17 protein-coding genes and 1 other RNA gene are annotated in these 15,410 nt (G+C 60.2%); 10 read left to right on the forward strand and 8 right to left on the reverse strand.

The genetic code is table 11. The features are described 5' to 3' along the window. Window positions 1-10: 10 nt before the first annotated feature. A complete protein-coding gene (locus tag AC1D1M_RS21225) occupies window positions 11-487 on the reverse strand; it encodes a sn-glycerol-3-phosphate transporter (RefSeq protein ID WP_477777114.1) in 477 nt (158 codons plus the stop codon). Between the two features lie 312 nt (window positions 488-799). Here AC1D1M_RS21225 and AC1D1M_RS21230 point away from each other — a divergent pair, with 312 nt between their 5' ends. Further along, entirely contained in the window at window positions 800-1,468 is a 669-nt protein-coding gene (locus AC1D1M_RS21230; RefSeq protein WP_477777115.1) for a gamma-glutamylcyclotransferase, read from the forward strand. On the opposite strand, the gene glpT is transcribed toward AC1D1M_RS21230, so the two are convergent. Next, window positions 1,444-2,793, reverse strand: a complete 1,350-nt coding sequence (gene glpT, locus AC1D1M_RS21235; RefSeq protein WP_477777116.1) for a glycerol-3-phosphate transporter — start codon at window positions 2,791-2,793, stop codon at window positions 1,444-1,446. The genes AC1D1M_RS21230 and glpT overlap by 25 nt on opposite strands. A 326-nt stretch (window positions 2,794-3,119) precedes the next feature. Here glpT and AC1D1M_RS21240 point away from each other — a divergent pair, with 326 nt between their 5' ends. Next, window positions 3,120-3,734: an energy transducer TonB gene (locus AC1D1M_RS21240; protein ID WP_477777117.1), complete on the forward strand. Its 615-nt coding sequence runs from the start codon at window positions 3,120-3,122 to the stop codon at window positions 3,732-3,734. 46 nt (window positions 3,735-3,780) lie between these two features. Here AC1D1M_RS21240 and AC1D1M_RS21245 read toward each other — a convergent pair whose 3' ends face one another. Continuing rightward, complete coding sequence (locus AC1D1M_RS21245) at window positions 3,781-4,758, reverse strand: NADPH:quinone oxidoreductase family protein (protein WP_477777118.1); 978 nt, start codon at window positions 4,756-4,758, stop codon at window positions 3,781-3,783. A gap of 150 nt (window positions 4,759-4,908) precedes the next feature. Here AC1D1M_RS21245 and AC1D1M_RS21250 point away from each other — a divergent pair, with 150 nt between their 5' ends. Next, window positions 4,909-5,316, forward strand: coding sequence for a flagellar basal body-associated protein FliL (locus AC1D1M_RS21250; protein ID WP_477777119.1), 408 nt, complete (start codon window positions 4,909-4,911; stop codon window positions 5,314-5,316). 142 nt (window positions 5,317-5,458) lie between these two features. Here the strand turns inward: AC1D1M_RS21250 and AC1D1M_RS21255 are convergent, their stop codons facing one another. Further along, a complete protein-coding gene (locus AC1D1M_RS21255) occupies window positions 5,459-5,911 on the reverse strand; it encodes an EVE domain-containing protein (protein WP_477777120.1) in 453 nt (150 codons plus the stop codon). A gap of 195 nt (window positions 5,912-6,106) precedes the next feature. Between AC1D1M_RS21255 and AC1D1M_RS21260 the strand changes: the two genes are divergently transcribed. Continuing rightward, a complete protein-coding gene (locus tag AC1D1M_RS21260) occupies window positions 6,107-6,262 on the forward strand; it encodes a hypothetical protein (protein ID WP_477777121.1) in 156 nt (51 codons plus the stop codon). A 35-nt stretch (window positions 6,263-6,297) separates the two neighbouring features. Here the strand turns inward: AC1D1M_RS21260 and AC1D1M_RS21265 are convergent, their stop codons facing one another. The 4 genes from AC1D1M_RS21265 to AC1D1M_RS21280 all read right to left on the reverse strand — a co-directional run bounded on the left by AC1D1M_RS21265 (window position 6,298) and on the right by AC1D1M_RS21280 (window position 7,722). Continuing rightward, complete coding sequence (locus AC1D1M_RS21265; RefSeq protein WP_477777122.1) at window positions 6,298-6,903, reverse strand: 5-formyltetrahydrofolate cyclo-ligase; 606 nt, start codon at window positions 6,901-6,903, stop codon at window positions 6,298-6,300. An 86-nt stretch (window positions 6,904-6,989) separates the two neighbouring features. Then, window positions 6,990-7,168, reverse strand: a non-coding RNA gene (gene ssrS / locus AC1D1M_RS21270) — 6S RNA. Between the two features lie 30 nt (window positions 7,169-7,198). Continuing rightward, window positions 7,199-7,516 carry a cell division protein ZapA gene (locus tag AC1D1M_RS21275; RefSeq protein WP_477777123.1) on the reverse strand — a complete coding sequence of 106 codons (318 nt, stop codon included), beginning with the start codon at window positions 7,514-7,516 and terminating at the stop codon, window positions 7,199-7,201. Beyond that, the gene (locus AC1D1M_RS21280; protein WP_007940359.1) at window positions 7,513-7,722 is read right to left on the reverse strand and encodes a TIGR02449 family protein; all 210 of its coding nucleotides are present in this window, start codon (window positions 7,720-7,722) and stop codon (window positions 7,513-7,515) included. Before AC1D1M_RS21280 ends, AC1D1M_RS21275 begins: the two co-directional genes overlap by 4 nt. Before the next feature lie 194 nt (window positions 7,723-7,916). Between AC1D1M_RS21280 and AC1D1M_RS21285 the strand changes: the two genes are divergently transcribed. From AC1D1M_RS21285 to AC1D1M_RS21310, 6 genes are all read left to right on the forward strand, one after another. After that, window positions 7,917-8,474, forward strand: a complete 558-nt coding sequence (locus AC1D1M_RS21285; RefSeq protein WP_477777124.1) for a YecA/YgfB family protein — start codon at window positions 7,917-7,919, stop codon at window positions 8,472-8,474. Window positions 8,475-8,501: 27 nt separating this feature from the next. Continuing rightward, window positions 8,502-9,836, forward strand: coding sequence for a Xaa-Pro aminopeptidase (pepP, locus tag AC1D1M_RS21290; RefSeq protein WP_477777125.1), 1,335 nt, complete (start codon window positions 8,502-8,504; stop codon window positions 9,834-9,836). Then, window positions 9,833-11,020 (forward strand): 2-octaprenyl-6-methoxyphenyl hydroxylase, encoded by a 1,188-nt coding sequence (gene ubiH, locus AC1D1M_RS21295; RefSeq protein ID WP_477777126.1) that lies wholly within the window; start codon window positions 9,833-9,835, stop codon window positions 11,018-11,020. Before pepP ends, ubiH begins: the two co-directional genes overlap by 4 nt. 159 nt (window positions 11,021-11,179) lie before the next feature. Continuing rightward, a complete protein-coding gene (locus AC1D1M_RS21300) occupies window positions 11,180-12,397 on the forward strand; it encodes a 2-octaprenyl-3-methyl-6-methoxy-1,4-benzoquinol hydroxylase (RefSeq protein WP_477777323.1) in 1,218 nt (405 codons plus the stop codon). A 247-nt stretch (window positions 12,398-12,644) separates the two neighbouring features. Beyond that, entirely contained in the window at window positions 12,645-13,649 is a 1,005-nt protein-coding gene (locus AC1D1M_RS21305; protein WP_477777127.1) for an extracellular solute-binding protein, read from the forward strand. A 138-nt stretch (window positions 13,650-13,787) separates the two neighbouring features. Continuing rightward, a complete protein-coding gene (locus AC1D1M_RS21310; RefSeq protein WP_477777128.1) occupies window positions 13,788-15,404 on the forward strand; it encodes an ABC transporter permease in 1,617 nt (538 codons plus the stop codon). Window positions 15,405-15,410: the final 6 nt, after the last annotated feature.

Here is a 15,410-nt window from a genome sequence, read left to right on the forward strand (position 1 = left end):
CAGCGTGGGATCAGAAGCGCACGCCAGTGGTCACCATGGCGGCGTTGAAGCCGAGCAACACCAGCTCGGCTGCCACCGGGCCGTAGTGTGCGCCCAGTGAGGGGATGATCACCGGTGCGACCCCGAAGCGATTCAGGGGGATCTTGTCCTTATGTTTGCCGCGGTAGCCTTCCAGCAGGCCGCCCGTGAACTTGATATACACGGGATAGGAGGCGCTTTCGTAGCGTTTGCCCACGTAGGCATAATATGAGCGCTGGCTGTACGAATTGCGAAAAGTGGCGGCGCCAAACAGCCAGTCCGACGCGTCGATACGTTCAAGACCAATAAGGTCCTGATTGTTGTTGTGCCTGGGGTCGGGTGAATAATGCGTCGTATAAACACTGGTCTGCAAATACCAGGAGCCAGTGTCCTTTGAGCTTGCATGCTGTGCCAGCGCCAATGGCGCCAAGACCATCAACAGCACTGCGTAAAACCATGGTTTTTTCATCGGCGGCCCCCTGTGAGGCAGTCTGGCTTGCGCCTGTGTGGCCGTTATACGCGACGCCCGATGGAGGCCGGAAGGCGGCAAATCTGGAGGGAGAGTAGGACGTTTCTGATAAGTGGCTTTATTCCCGGAAGGGCTCAATGCTTATGCATATTTCATTCTGGTATTTAAGTTACTTGCAGAATGACGTTAGGGTATATAAACAGTCAGGCAAACGTCCTTTATCACTTTTCGTTTTACCTTTACTGCTATATGTTCTATTACATTAATAGTGCTTACACTTTGTAATGCTTGCGGGACCGAACAACTGTTGCCATGACCGCCATTGAATCTGCTTTTTTGAATCTGGCTTACCCTCCGCGGCTCGATCTGGGGCCGCAGCTCACTCACGAACAATTGCTCAGCTCGATGCAATCGACCATGGCCCGTCACAAGGGTGGGCCGGTATGGTTGTTTGCCTATGGTTCGCTGATCTGGCGCCCTGAATGCACGGCGGTTGAGCGGGTTCGCGGCCGAGTGCATGGCTACCATCGCGGGTTGTACCTGTGGTCCCACGAACATCGCGGCACACCGGAAATGCCTGGTCTGGTGTTTGGACTGGATCGCGGCGGTTCTTGCAGCGGTTTCGCCTATCGCTTGCCCGAAGAGCAACTCGAAGCCTCGCTGTACGCACTATGGCAGCGCGAGATGCCTTTCCCTTCCTACCGCCCGCACTGGCTCAACTGCCGTCTCGAAGATGGCAGCCAGGTTCAGGCATTGGGATTCGTTCTGGAGCGACATCTGCCCAGCTATGCCGGCAACTTGCCGGACCATGTGCTGAGCCATGTGTTCGAAAACGCCTGCGGGCGCTACGGCACCACTCGCGACTATGTCGAGCAGACCGCGCACGCCCTACGCAGCCACGCCATGCCAGACCGGAATCTGGAGGCGCGGCTCAAGCGCTGTAAATCAAAGGCCGATCAAGCGAGTGCTTCGCGGCCCTGACTGGCGATTTGTTTGTGCCGTAGTGTCGGGGCCAGGAAGGCCATCGCCAGCAGGCAGGCGCCGACCAGCAGCACGAAGCCGCCGTCCCAACCGAAATGGTCCACGGTGTAGCCCATCGCTGCACTGGCCGCGACCGAACCGCCCAAGTAACCGAACAGTCCGGTAAAGCCTGCCGCTGTACCGGCAGCCTTCTTCGGTGCCAGTTCCAGCGCTTGCAGGCCGATCAGCATTACCGGGCCGTAGATCAGGAAGCCAATGGAAAGCAGCGCGATCATGTCGACCATCGGATTGCCGGCCGGGTTGAGCCAGTAAACCAGCGTCGCGACCGTCACCAATGCCATGAACACCATGCCGGTCAGGCCACGGTTGCCACGGAAGATCTTGTCCGACATCCAGCCGCACAGCAGCGTGCCGGGAATACCTGCCCACTCGTAGAAGAAGTACGCCCACGAGGTTTTATCCACAGTGAAACCCTTGGCTTCCTTGAGGTAGGTCGGCGCCCAGTCCAGCACGCCGTAGCGCAGCAGATAGACAAAGACGTTGGCCATGGCGATGTACCAGAGCATTTTGTTGCGCAGCACGTATTTGACGAAGATTTCCTTGGCGCTGAATTCCTCTTCGTGGCTGGCGTCGTAGCCTTCCGGGTAGTCGTTCTTGTATTGCTCGATCGGCGGCAGGCCAACCGATTGCGGGGTGTCGCGCATGGTCACAAAGGCAAACACCGCTACCGCCAGCGCCACTGCTGCCGGTACGTAGAACGCGGCGTGCCAGTCATTGAACAGGCCCATGCCGATCAGGAACAACGGACCGATCAGGCCACCGCCGACGTTGTGCGCCACGTTCCACACGGACACCACGCCGCCACGTTCCTTCTGCGACCACCAGTGCACCATGGTCCGGCCACTCGGCGGCCAACCCATGCCCTGCGCCCAGCCGTTGATGAACAGTAGAATGAACATCATGGTTACGCTGGACGTTGCCCAGGGCGCGAAACCGAAAATGAACATCACCCCCGCCGACACCAGCAGGCCGAACGGCAGGAAGAAGCGCGGGTTGGAACGGTCGGACACCAGGCCCATCAGAAACTTCGACAGACCGTAGGCAATTGCGATGGCGGACATCGCCAGACCCAACTGACCACGGGAGTAGCCCTCGTCGATCAGGTACGGCATGGCCAGGGAGAAGTTCTTGCGCAGCAGGTAGTAACCGGCATAGCCAATGAAGATGCCGGCGAAAATCTGCCAGCGCAGGCGTCGGTAGGTGCTGTCTATTTTTTCTTCAGGCAGCGGAGCCTGATGTGTGGCAGGACGAAAGAAAGCAAACATTCAAGAGCTCCAGATTTCTTGTTTTGACTGCGGATACGAATGTTACAGTTTCGTTACCGAAAATAGCACCGGTTCTCATCGGCAAAACAGCGGAAATGTTGGATATCGAGTGTTCCTTTATGAACATGTCGCTCAGATGTAAGTGAGGGGCGTTGTAGGAAGCGTTACCTGTTTAGTTAGCAGGCGCTTGATGTACCTGAAATAAGGCAGGTCTTTAGGAAAGGTCCTTCGTTTAAAGCAGAAGTCATGGCGTTATGCCGAATGATTCAGCGCTTTAACCTTTGTGCTGTTGCCAGGTCTGGCGTTGCAGGCGAAGGGAGAGGGACATGCGGTGGTGGGTATGCGTGCTTTTGTTGGTGGCGTCCATGGATCTCAGGGCCGGGGAGGTGTTCCTGATACCCGAGAGTAATCCGAAGCCGGTTTACCCAGTGGCACTTTACCGGGCCGGGATCACCGGTATGGTGCGTGTCCACCTGACCGTGCAGGCCGATGGTTCTGTTAGTAAGGCCGAGATTTTGGAAGATGCGCATCCCGAACTCGGTGAGGCTTCATTGGCCGCTGCCAGCCAATGGCGATTCAAGTCATGGACGATTACCGCCGACCAGCCTGCACAAGTCACCGTAATAGCACCCATGGATTACAGGCTGGACCAGGAACAGCCCATTCACGTCAACAAGACTCTGGAGCGGCTCAAATGTAGTGACATCGGACGGGCGGCGCTGAACATCGCAGACACTTCGTGGGTAGACCTGCCGGTTTTCAGTTGGACTCGCAGTTATCTGACGCACTCCCTTTCACCGACCCAATTGCCGGAAGAGAAGCGTCTGGCGCTGATAGCCAAGCTCAACAAAAGCATCCCATCAATAGTCAGGCGCTGTAATACTTATCCCGCGGGTCGATACGTGCGGTTTCTTCCGCAAGAGATAAGGGCGCTGTTATGACGAAAAAGCGCGGCAGTGTGGCCGCGCTTTTATAGCAGATAGAGATTCAGCGAACCTGCACCACCACTTTCCCGACCGCTTTACGCTGGCCAAGATCATTGATGGCTTGCGCCGCATTGCCCAGCGGATAAACCTGCGACACCAGCGGTTTTAACTTGCCTTCGGCAAACCAGCCAAACAGTTGCTGGAAGTTCGCGGCGTTGTCTTGCGGCTGACGTTGGGCGAAGGAGCCCCAGAACACGCCGAGCACCGCGGCGCCCTTGAGCAGCGCGAGGTTCACTGGCAGTTCGGGAATGCGCCCGCTGGCGAAGCCGACCACCAGCAGACGGCCGTTCCAGGCGATGGCGCGGATGGCCTGGTCGAACAGGTCGCCGCCCACCGGGTCGTAGATCACGTCGGCACCCTGGCCGTCGGTCAGGCGCTTGATTTCGTCCTTGAGGCTGGTTTCGCTGTAGTTGATCAGTTCGTCGGCACCGGCGGCCTTGGCCACGGCGAGTTTCTCTGCGCTGCTGGCTGCGGCAATCACCCGGGCGCCCATGGCCTTGCCGATTTCAACCGCGGCCAGGCCGACACCGCCGGACGCACCGAGGACCAGCAGGGTTTCACCCGGTTGCAGGTTGCCGCGCTGCTTGAGGGCATGCATCGAGGTGCCGTAAGTCATGCTGAAGGCGGCGGCAGTGTTGAAGTCCATGGACGGCGGGATTGGCAACACGTTGTAGCCCGGCACGGCGACCTGTTCGGCAAAGCTGCCCCAACCGGTCAGGGCCATGACCCGGTCACCGACTTTCAAGTGGCTGACCTTTTCGCCCACTGCGCTGACCACGCCGGCCGCTTCACCGCCCGGCGAAAACGGGAAGGGCGGCTTGAACTGGTATTTGCCCTCGATGATCAACGTGTCGGGGAAATTCACCCCGGCGGCGTGCACGTCCAGCAGGATTTCGTTCTTCTTCGCGACAGGACTGGCGACGTCTTCCAGCACCAGCGATTCGGCAGGGCCGAAGGCTTTGCACAGCACGGCTTTCATCAGGGCTATTCCTTTGAGAGTGATGGCCGATAAGTGTAGGTGTGTGGGTCGATGGGTCAACGAGCATGCCCGGCCCTGATAGTCAGCCATAAGCTTGTGCTTGCGTGACGGGTCGTTATGCTAGGCCGCAAACCGGATAAGGAGCGAATTTTGAAAGCGTGGATCATGTTGATGCTGGCCCTGACTCTGCCTGTGGCAGCGGTGGCCGAAGAAGCCAAAGAAGATGCAGCTCCGAAGGTCAGTTACATCACCCTGAGCCCGCCGTTCGTGGGTAACTACGGGCTGGACGGCACGCCGAAACTGAAGGTCTACAAGGCCGATGTGGCGTTGCGGGTGACCGGTGACGAGGCGGCCAAAGCGGTGAAGGCCAATGAACCTTTGATCCGCAATCAATTGGTCGCGCTGTTCGCCCAGCAGACTACCGAGACGATGAACAATGTCGAGGCCAAGGAAAAGCTCCGTCAGGAAGCGCTGAAGCAGACCCAGCAGGTGATGAACGACGAAACCGGCAAGCCGGTGGTTGAGGATCTGTTGTTCAACAACCTGATCATTCAGTAAGACTTCTATTGCTTGAGCTGGCGTCATCGCGAGCTTGCTCGCTCCCACACTGGATTTGTGTTGAAGCACAATCGCATGTCCACCGCAGAACCCTGTGGGAGCGAGCTTGCTCGCGATGAGGCCGGTCCAGGCGATAAATGACTCAAGGCTTTAAAGCAATCACCGCCGCCCACTGCTCCGCCGTCACCGGCATCACCGAAAGCCGCGAGCCTTTCTGCACCAGCGGCAACTCGGCCAGCGCCGTCTGCTGCTTCAGGTAATCCAGTTTCAGCACCCGGGCAAACGTCTCGATATGCGCGACATCAATCGCACTCCAGGCGTTTTTATCCGGGGTGGCCTTCGGGTCGAAATAATGGCTCTCTGGCTCCAGCGCCGTCGGGTCCGGATACGCGGCTTCGACAATCCTGGCGATTCCGGCGATGCCCGGCTCGGGGCAGCTGGAATGATAGAAAAAGAACTCATCACCCACTGCCATGGCCCGCAGGAAATTGCGTGCCTGATAGTTGCGAACCCCGTCCCAGCGTGCTTTGCCGAGCTTTTCCAGCCCTTTGATCGAGAGTTCGTCGGGCTCGGATTTCATCAGCCAATAGGCCATGTCTTTTGCTCCTTGCGTGGTGATTGAGCAGCTTGTCGGCGATTTTATGACAAACCGACAGTCGGTTGACGTCAGCGTTTGCGCAGCGGTTCACGTTGTCGCAAAATGCCGGCCTTTAAAGCTTGACGCTGCTGCACGGCCTACAAACGGAAACCGCTGCTGTCATCGTGTTGATGTGCCTTTGGGGGGCAATCGATGAAACGCAAACCGGATTTACTATGGATTTTGGTCATTTTGTTTGGCCTTGGCGTCGTGACCACTGGCTATGCCCAAAGCCTGTGGGCCAACAAGACCGAGGCACCGGTCGAGCTCGCCCAATTGCAGCAACAGTCGACAGCCTTCAAGCGCTGATCCTGTTGTCTCGGCGTCGCTGATCGAAGTGGCGCCTAGCCTGCGTAATACCAGGCCTTGTCCGTCACCGTTCCCTGCAGCGGCACATCCCAGCTCGCCTGAGCCAATCGCCCCACTTTCTGACATTCATGGGCCAGCCCCAACAGCGTCGGCTTGCGCCAGTCGTTTCGTCGCGCCAGGTAGGCTAGGCTCCGATCGTAGAAGCCACCGCCCATTCCCAGGCGTCCGCCGACATCGTCAAAACCCACCAATGGCAACAACACCAGGTCCAGCGCCCAGATCTTGCGCTGCCGGGCGAGGTTGGCCCGTGGTTCGAGAATGCGGAAGCGATTGGGTTTGAGTTTTTCCCCGGGCCGGATGCGCTGGAACACCATTTTGGTTCGCGGCCAAGCGCTAAGCACCGGCAGATAGGTGGCTTTGCCCCGGCGTTGCGCGGCGCGCAGCAACAGGCGCGGATCGATTTCACCGTCGGTCGGCAGGTAGAGCGAGATGTGTTTGGCGCGGCGGAACAGCGGTTGCTGGGCCAATTGCTTGTACAGCCCGCGAGCGGCCTGGCGCTGCTGACTCGGTGTCAGTGCGCGGCGGGCCTTGCGCAGCATGCGTCGAAGTTGCGGGCGGGGGAGCAGCGCAGGTTCGGTCATGTATTCGGGCTTCAGCAATGCGGATACGTGAAGCGTACCCGTAAAAACGCCAATGCCGGTATCAAAACCGGCATTGGACTGGAATCAGGCTCCCCGAATGTGTCGCTGTCGACTTAGCCCTTGAACCCGAAAGTTCAAGGTGGAAGATGCAGTAGGCTTTAAGGCTTTCCGTCTAGCGGACATGCACACCAGCCCAACGTGCAACCTCCAGGGTATAGCAAATCGGCTCAGGGACATCGCCAACTGGCAAGCACCCCAGGGAGTGAGGGGATTATACCGCAAGCGCTGGCGCGAATCAGCCTTTAGTGACGTCCGGATCGGTGGCAAGCGCCAGATCGACGCGATCGAGCAGGTCGCGCACCTGTTCGCGGGTCGAGCCGCTGGCCTGGATATCCGGGCGTTGTTCCTTGTGCAGCAGGTCATGGGTGATGTTCAGCGCAGCCATCACGGCGATACGGTCGGCGCCGATAACTTTGCCGCTGCTGCGGATCTCGCGCATCTTGCCGTCCAGGTAACGGGCGGCGCTGACCAGGTTGCTGCGTTCTTCCTGAGGGCAGATGATCGAATACTCTTTGTCGAGGATCTGCACGGTGACGCTATTGCTTGAACTCATGAGTCTTGCTCCAGGGCCTTGAGGCGCGAAATCATCGATTCGACCTTACGCCGGGCGATTTCGTTTTTTTCAATGAGGTGCGCGCGTTCCTCGCGCCAGGTCTTTTCCTGAGCTAGTAAGAGTGCGTTTTGACTCTTAAGTTGCTCGACTCGGGTAATCAGCAGTTCGAGTCTGGCCATCAGCGCTTGCAGGTCGGTGTCTTCCATTGTCTTCACTGTCTGATGGGTGTTGGACTGTAGGAGCGAGCTTGCTCGCGATGAACCTKAGAACGCCGCGGGGTCTCAGGTACCCAGCGTTATCGTTGACGACCATCGCGAGCAAGCTCGCTCCTACAGGGGTAGTCGATGTAGGATACAAGGCCTTCATTCTAGACATAGCGCCGTCTGGCGCCTAGCTGCCCATGACCATTCAGAATTCCCCGTACCAAGGCTTCGCCACTCTGCTGACTTCCAGCGGTCACAACGTCTCGCCTGCTGAACTGCACGGCCTGTTGCTCGGCCGCAGCTGCGCCGGCGCCGGTTTCGACGCCGAAGGCTGGCTGATCGACGCCGCCGAACTGCTCGAAAGCGAGCCGCAGGACAACGTTCGCAACGCCCTGATCGGCCTGCAAGCGATGGTAAAAGGCGAGCTCACCGGCGACGACGTGACCGTCGTTCTGCTGTTGCCCACCGACGACGCCCCGCTTACCGAGCGTGCCGCCGCACTGGGCGAGTGGTGCCAGGGTTTCCTTAGTGGCTTTGGCTTGAACTGCCGTGACAGCAGCGCCCTGAGCACTGAGGCCACCGAAGTGCTGCAGGACCTGGCGGCCATTTCCCAGGTGCAAGACGCCCTGGAAGAGTCCGACGATGGTGAAAGCGACTACATGGAAGTCATGGAGTACGTGCGCATCGCACCCCTGCTGCTGTTCTCCGAGACCAAACAACCGCAAGCGCCGGCTGCCAAACCGTCGCTGCACTAATCGTTTGCCAGGGAACGCCATCTGCCCATGATCCACATCCCGAAATCGGAATACAGCCGGCGCCGCAAGGCCTTGATGGCGCAGATGGAACCCAACAGCATCGCCATCCTGCCCGCCGCCGCGGTGGCCATTCGTAACCGCGACGTCGAGCACGTTTATCGCCAGGACAGCGACTTCCAGTACCTCAGCGGTTTTCCCGAGCCCCAGGCCGTACTGGTGTTGATGCCGGGGCGTGTGCATGGCGAATACATTCTGTTCTGCCGCGAACGCAACGCCGAGCGCGAGCTGTGGGACGGTCTGCGTGCCGGGCAAGAGGGCGCGATTCGCGACTTCGGCGCCGACGATGCCTTTCCGATCACTGATATCGACGACATCCTGCCGGGTCTGATCGAAGGCCGGGACCGGGTGTATTCGGCCATGGGCAGCAACCCCGAATTCGACCGCCACCTGATGGAGTGGATCAACGTGATCCGCTCCAAGGCCAACCTCGGTGCCCAGCCACCGAACGAATTCGTTGCCCTGGATCATCTGCTCCACGACATGCGCCTGTATAAATCGGCGGCAGAAGTGAAAGTGATGCGCGAGGCGGCGCGGATTTCCGCCCAGGCGCACGTGCGGGCAATGCAGGCCTGCCGCGCCGGGTTGCACGAATTCAGCCTCGAAGCCGAACTCGATTACGAATTCCGCAAGGGCGGGGCGAAGATGCCGGCCTACGGCTCGATCGTCGCGGCGGGGCGCAACAGCTGCATCCTGCATTACCAGCAGAACGACGCGGTGCTCAAGGACGGTGATCTGGTGTTGATCGACGCCGGTTGCGAGATCGACTGCTACGCCAGCGACATCACCCGGACCTTTCCGGTCAGCGGCAAATATTCAGCGGAACAGAAAGCGATTTACGAATTGGTGCTGGCCTCACAGGAGGCCGCCTTTGCCGAAATCGCCCCGAACAAACACTGGAATCAGGCGCACGAGGCCACGGTCCGGGTCATCACGGCCGGGCTGGTCAAGCTGGGGCTGCTCCGGGGCGACGTCGACGAGCTGATCGCCAGCGAAGCCTATAAGGCGTTTTACATGCACCGCGCCGGCCATTGGCTGGGCATGGATGTGCATGATGTCGGCGAATACAAGGTCGGCGGCGAGTGGCGCGTGCTGGAAGTCGGCATGGCGCTGACCGTGGAACCGGGGATCTATATCGCTCCGGACAACCAGAACGTGGCGAAGAAATGGCGCGGCATTGGCGTGCGCATCGAGGACGACGTAGTGGTCACCAAAACCGGCTGTGAAATATTGACGGGTGGCGTGCCGAAAACCGTCGTCGAGATCGAGGGGCTGATGGCCGCCGCGCGGGCACAAGCAGCATGAGTCGAGTCAACCTGGCAATCATCGGTGGCGGGCTGGTCGGTGCAAGCCTGGCGCTGGCGCTGCAGGCTGGCGCCAAGGCCCGAGGCTGGAAGATCGTGCTGATCGAGCCGTTCGCCCCTGGCGACACCTATCAACCGAGTTACGATGCCCGTTCTTCGGCGTTGTCCTTCGGCTCGCGGCAAATTTATCAACGGTTGAGCGTCTGGCAGGAAGTCTCCCGCTGCGCCGAGCCGATCAAGCAGATTCATGTTTCCGACCGTGGGCGTTTCTCGACGGCTCGGTTGTCGGCGATGGAAGAGGGTGTTCCAGCGCTGGGTTATGTCGTTGAAAACGCCTGGCTCGGCCAATGCCTGTGGCAAGGCCTGGACAAGGACGTGATCAGTTGGCGCTGCCCGGCGGAAGTCACCCGCATGGAGCCGCTGATCGATGGCTATCGCCTGACCCTCAACGATGAAACCACCCTGGAATGCGACCTCGCGGTGCTCGCCGATGGTGGCCGCTCCGGCCTGCGCGAGCAATTGGGGATCGGCATCCGCAAGCGTCCGTATAACCAGAGCGCGCTGATTGCCAACATCACCCCGAGCGAAGCCCACAACGGCATGGCCTTCGAGCGTTTCACCGACGAAGGCCCGATGGCGTTGCTACCGCTTCCGGAAAATCGCTGTGCACTGGTCTGGACCCGCCTGGGGATGGATGCGCAACGCCTGGCTTCGCTGGATGAACGCAGTTTCCTTAGCGAGTTGCAGGGGGTATTCGGATATCGCCTTGGTACATTGAAACAGGTCGGTGCACGACATCTGTATCCGCTGACACTGGTCGAGGCCGAAGAACAGGTGCGTCCGCATCTGGCGGTGCTCGGCAACGCGGCGCACAGCCTGCATCCGATTGCCGGCCAGGGGTTCAACCTGTCCCTGCGCGATACCCAGGCCCTGGCCGATGCCTTGCTCGCCAGCGAAAAACCATTGGGTGACTTCGCCACGTTGCAGGCCTATCGCGAACGCCAGCGTCTCGATCAGGACCTCACCGTGGGTTTCTCCGATCAGGTCACGCGCCTGTTCGGCAGCACCCAGCCGCTCGTGTCCCTGGGGCGCAACATCGGCCTGCTCGGCCTCGATCTGCTGCCACCGGCCAAACGCTGGTTTGCCCGACAGGCGATGGGGTTGGGTACGCGACCGGATGCGTGACTGGTTGAACCGCGGATTCGGCAAGGCACGATCGATAAAAATACCTGCCGCAATTGCAGGTTCGACATTCATGACGGCTCCTGCCACTTGTTGGCGCGGGTCGGGAAAACCCTTTACATGCGGCTCAAGCCGCAAGAGAGACAGGCTTAAAGCATGGAAATGCGCGCAGATCTGCTGATTGTCGGGGCCGGAATGGTCGGCAGCGCCCTGGCGCTGGCGTTGCAGGGCAGCGGGCTGGAAGTCCTGCTGCTGGACGGCAGCCCCATGAGTGTCAAACCCTTCAACGCTCAGGCCGCTTTTGAACCGCGCGTGAGCGCCTTGTCGACCGCCAGCCAGCGGATTCTCGAACGCCTCGGCGTCTGGGATGGCATCGCCGGGCGGCGCAGCAGCCCCTACACCGACATGCAGGTCTGGGATGGCAGCGGCACCGGGCAAATCCATTTTTCGGCGGCCAGCGTGCATGCCGAGGTGCTGGGGCATATCGTCGAAAACCGCGTGGTCCAGGATGCCTTGCTCGAGCGTCTGCACGATTGCGATCTGGGGTTGCTAGCCAATGCGCGCCTGGAACAGATGCGCCGCTCTGGCGATGACTGGCTGCTGACCCTGGCCGATGGCCGCACCTTGCGCGCGCCGCTGGTGATCGCGGCGGATGGCGCCAACTCGGCGGTGCGACGCTTGGCCGGTGTGGCGACCCGCGAATGGGATTATCTGCACCATGCCATCGTCACCAGCGTGCGTTGCGCCAAGCCGCATCAGATGACGGCCTGGCAGCGCTTCACCGACAACGGTCCGTTGGCGTTCCTGCCCCTTGAGCGCGACGGCCAACAGGATTGGTGTTCGATCGTCTGGTCGACCACACCCGGCGAAGCCGAACGTCTGATGGCGATGGATGACCAGGGTTTCTGCAAAGAACTGGAGCGCGCCTTCGAGGGGCGACTCGGTGAAGTGCTCAGCGCCGACCCACGGTTGTGCGTGCCCCTGCGCCAGCGTCATGCCAAGCGTTATGTGGCTGAAGGCCTGGCATTGATCGGCGATGCGGCCCACACCATTCACCCGTTGGCCGGACAGGGTGTGAATCTCGGATTCCTCGATGCCGCCGTGCTGGCCGAAGTGTTGCTGCAAGCGGCAACCCGTGGCGAACGCCTGGCGGATGTGAAAGTCCTCAGCCGCTACGAGCGTCGGCGCATGCCTCACAACCTGGCGCTGATGGCGGCGATGGAAGGATTCGAGCGGTTGTTCCAGGCCGATCCGTTGCCGGTACGCTGGCTGCGTAATACCGGGTTGAAAATGGTGGAGAAGATGCCGGAAGCCAAGGCCTTGTTCGTGCGTGAAGCGCTGGGGTTGACCGGGGATTTGCCGGCGTTGGCCAAGGCCTGAGATTTTTGTTGAGGTTAAAGGCCCCATCGCGAGCAAGCTCGCTCCCACAGAATTCAGGTGTTAATGCAATTTGTGTGAACGCTCGAGAACCCTGTGGGAGCGAGCTTGCTCGCGATGACGGCAGTTCAGTCACCTCATATTCCAGCTCAAGCAACATCTGGTAACTCCTCCACAAGCAGGTTCGATTGAGAAGCTAAATGTGAGTCCTTATCATTTGGCCTCATTTTTCAATTGAGGGACCGCTCCCATGTTGGCACCGAAGCGTCTACTGACCGCACTGGCCCTGACCCTGATCGGCAGCACCGCCGTCCAGGCCGCTGACGAGGTGGTGGTCTACTCCTCGCGAATCGACGAGCTGATCAAGCCAGTATTCGATGCCTACACTGCCAAGACCGGCGTGAAGGTGAAGTTCATCACCGACAAGGAAGCGCCACTGATGCAGCGGCTCAAGGCCGAGGGCGCGAATACGCCGGCCGACCTGCTGCTCACCGTCGATGCCGGCAACCTCTGGCAAGCCGAGCAGATGGGCATCCTCCAGCCGTTCACCTCGAAAACCATCGATGCCAACATTCCGCTGCAGTACCGGGCCGCCTCCCATGCCTGGACCGGCCTGAGCCTGCGGGCGCGGACCATTGCCTACTCCACTGACCGGGTGAAGCCGGGTGAACTGACTACCTACGAAGCGCTGGCCGACAAGCAATGGGAAGGCCGCCTGTGTCTGCGCACGGCGAAGAAGGTCTACAACCAGTCCCTGACCGCGACCATGATCGAAGTGCACGGCGCCGAGAAGACTGAGGAAATCCTCAAGGGCTGGGTCAGGAACCTGTCCACTGACGTGTTCTCCGACGACACAGCCGTGCTGGAAGCGATCAACGCCGGCCAGTGTGACGTCGGTATCGTCAACACCTACTACTACGGCCGCCTGCACAAGCAGAAGCCAGACCTGCCGGTGAAGCTGTTCTGGCCGAACCAGGCTGACCGTGGCGTACACGTCAACCTGTCGGGTATCGGCCTGACCCAACACGCGCCGCACCCGGAAGCGGCCAAGGCCCTGGTGGAGTGGATGACCACCCCTGAAGCGCAGAAAATCTTTGCCGACGTGAACCAGGAATTTCCGGCGAACCCGGCCGTGCAGCCATCGGCTGAAGTCGCCGCATGGGGCAAGTTCATCGCTGATACCGTGCCTGTGGAAATCGCCGGCAAGCGTCAGGCCGAGGCGATTCGCCTGATGGACAAGGCTGGCTGGAACTGAGCCTGCTGTTTTAAAGGTCAAAAGATCGCAGCCTTCGGCAGCTCCTACAGGGTGATCACCAACCCAATGTAGGAGTTGCCGGAGGCTGCGGTCTTTTTGCGTTTTCTCTACACTTCAAAATTTCGCGAGAGATTTTCCTTGGCCCATCCCGCCCAACGCCGCTGGTATCCCGTCGTCTTCGCCATCGCTGCGCTGGTCCTGTTGCCCCTGAGTGTCCTGCTGCTTTCCTGGCAAACCATCGACGCTCAAATCTGGTCCCATCTCTGGGACACGCAGATGCCGCGTTTGCTGGGCAATACCCTGACCCTGGTGCTTGGTGTCGGTGTCGGCGTGACAGTCCTGGGGGTCAGCCTGGCCTGGCTCACCAGCCTTTGCGAATTCCCCGGCCGGCGCTGGCTGGACTGGGCGCTGATGCTGCCCTTCGCGATCCCTGCCTATGTGCTGGCCTTCGTCTTCGTCGGCCTGCTGGATTTCGCCGGACCCGTGCAAACCCTGCTGCGCGAGTGGTTTGGCAGTGGTCTGCGCCTGCCGCGCGTGCGTTCCACGGGCGGCGTGATTGTGGTGCTGGTGCTGGTTTTCTATCCCTATGTCTATCTGCTGGCCCGCACCGCCTTCCTCGCCCAGGGCAAAGGCCTGATGGAAGCAGCGAGAGTCCTTGGCCAATCGCCCTGGCAAGCGTTCTGGCGGGTGGCATTGCCCATGGCGCGACCAGCCATTGGTGCGGGCGTGGCATTGGCGCTGATGGAAACCCTGGCGGATTTCGGCGCAGTGTCGGTGTTCAACTTCGATACCTTCACCACGGCCATCTACAAGACCTGGTACGGTTTTTTCAGCCTGTCTTCCGCCGCGCAACTGGCCAGCTTGCTGCTGCTGGTGGTGATGCTCGTGCTGTACGGCGAACGGCGTGCTCGCGGGGCCAACCGGGCAAGCAACGAACGACCACGGGGCAAGGCGCTGTATCACCTAAGAGGCGTCAAGGCGCTGGCGGCGACAACGTGGTGCGGGCTGGTGTTTGCCTGCGCTTTCGTTATCCCGATGCTGCAATTGGCGGTGTGGTTCTGGCAGCGTGGGCGCTTCGATCTCGACGAGCGTTACACCGGGTTGATCGTCCACACCTTGTACCTGGGGGCGATGGCGGCGTTGATCACCGTCAGCGTCGCCTTGTTACTGGCGTTTGCCCGACGACTGGCGCCCACCCGGGTCATTCGTTCCGGGGTCAGTCTGGCCAATCTGGGTTACGCCTTGCCCGGTTCGGTGCTGGCGGTGTCGATCATGCTGGCGTTCAGTTACCTGGATCGCGAACTGGTGATCCCGCTCTCGAGCTGGCTCGGTGGCGCGGGCAAGCCGCTGCTGCTGGGCAGTCTGTCTGCGTTGTTGCTGGCCTATCTGGTGCGCTTCATTGCAGTGGCCTACGGGCCACTGGAAAGCAGCCTGGCGCGTATACGGCCATCTTTGCCCGAAGCGGCACGTAGCCTTGGCGTCAGTGGGCCACGACTGTTTTTCAAAGTGTATCTGCCATTGTTGCTACCCGGCACGTTGAGCGCCGCGCTGCTGGTGTTCGTCGACGTGCTCAAGGAAATGCCCGCGACCCTGCTGATGCGCCCGTTTGGCTGGGACACGCTGGCGGTGCGAATCTTCGAAATGACCAGCGAAGGCGAATGGGCGCGGGCGTCTTTGCCGGCATTGACCCTGGTGCTGGTCGGGCTGTTACCGGTCATCGGATTGATCCGGCGCTCAGCACATCGAAACAGCTAGGTGTCA

The sequence above is a fragment of the Pseudomonas sp. P1_F7 genome (assembly GCF_056405655.1).

Bases quoted from the DNA above. Each gene is read 5' to 3' on its own strand.
- AC1D1M_RS21230 (WP_477777115.1), top strand. From the start codon at position 800: ATGACCGCCATTGAATCTGCTTTTTTGAATCTGGCTTACCCTCCGCGG.
- AC1D1M_RS21285 (WP_477777124.1), top strand. From the start codon at position 7,917: ATGACCATTCAGAATTCCCCGTACCAAGGCTTCGCCACTCTGCTGACT.
- AC1D1M_RS21275 (WP_477777123.1), bottom strand. From the start codon at position 7,516: ATGAGTTCAAGCAATAGCGTCACCGTGCAGATCCTCGACAAAGAGTAT.
- AC1D1M_RS21280 (WP_007940359.1), bottom strand. From the start codon at position 7,722: ATGGAAGACACCGACCTGCAAGCGCTGATGGCCAGACTCGAACTGCTG.
- AC1D1M_RS21255 (WP_477777120.1), bottom strand. From the start codon at position 5,911: ATGGCCTATTGGCTGATGAAATCCGAGCCCGACGAACTCTCGATCAAA.
- AC1D1M_RS21245 (WP_477777118.1), bottom strand. From the start codon at position 4,758: ATGAAAGCCGTGCTGTGCAAAGCCTTCGGCCCTGCCGAATCGCTGGTG.
- AC1D1M_RS21300 (WP_477777323.1), top strand. From the start codon at position 11,180: ATGCGCGCAGATCTGCTGATTGTCGGGGCCGGAATGGTCGGCAGCGCC.
- glpT (WP_477777116.1), bottom strand. From the start codon at position 2,793: ATGTTTGCTTTCTTTCGTCCTGCCACACATCAGGCTCCGCTGCCTGAA.
- pepP (WP_477777125.1), top strand. From the start codon at position 8,502: ATGATCCACATCCCGAAATCGGAATACAGCCGGCGCCGCAAGGCCTTG.
- AC1D1M_RS21265 (WP_477777122.1), bottom strand. From the start codon at position 6,903: ATGACCGAACCTGCGCTGCTCCCCCGCCCGCAACTTCGACGCATGCTG.
- AC1D1M_RS21225 (WP_477777114.1), bottom strand. From the start codon at position 487: ATGAAAAAACCATGGTTTTACGCAGTGCTGTTGATGGTCTTGGCGCCA.
- ubiH (WP_477777126.1), top strand. From the start codon at position 9,833: ATGAGTCGAGTCAACCTGGCAATCATCGGTGGCGGGCTGGTCGGTGCA.
- AC1D1M_RS21260 (WP_477777121.1), top strand. From the start codon at position 6,107: ATGAAACGCAAACCGGATTTACTATGGATTTTGGTCATTTTGTTTGGC.
- AC1D1M_RS21240 (WP_477777117.1), top strand. From the start codon at position 3,120: ATGCGGTGGTGGGTATGCGTGCTTTTGTTGGTGGCGTCCATGGATCTC.
- AC1D1M_RS21305 (WP_477777127.1), top strand. From the start codon at position 12,645: ATGTTGGCACCGAAGCGTCTACTGACCGCACTGGCCCTGACCCTGATC.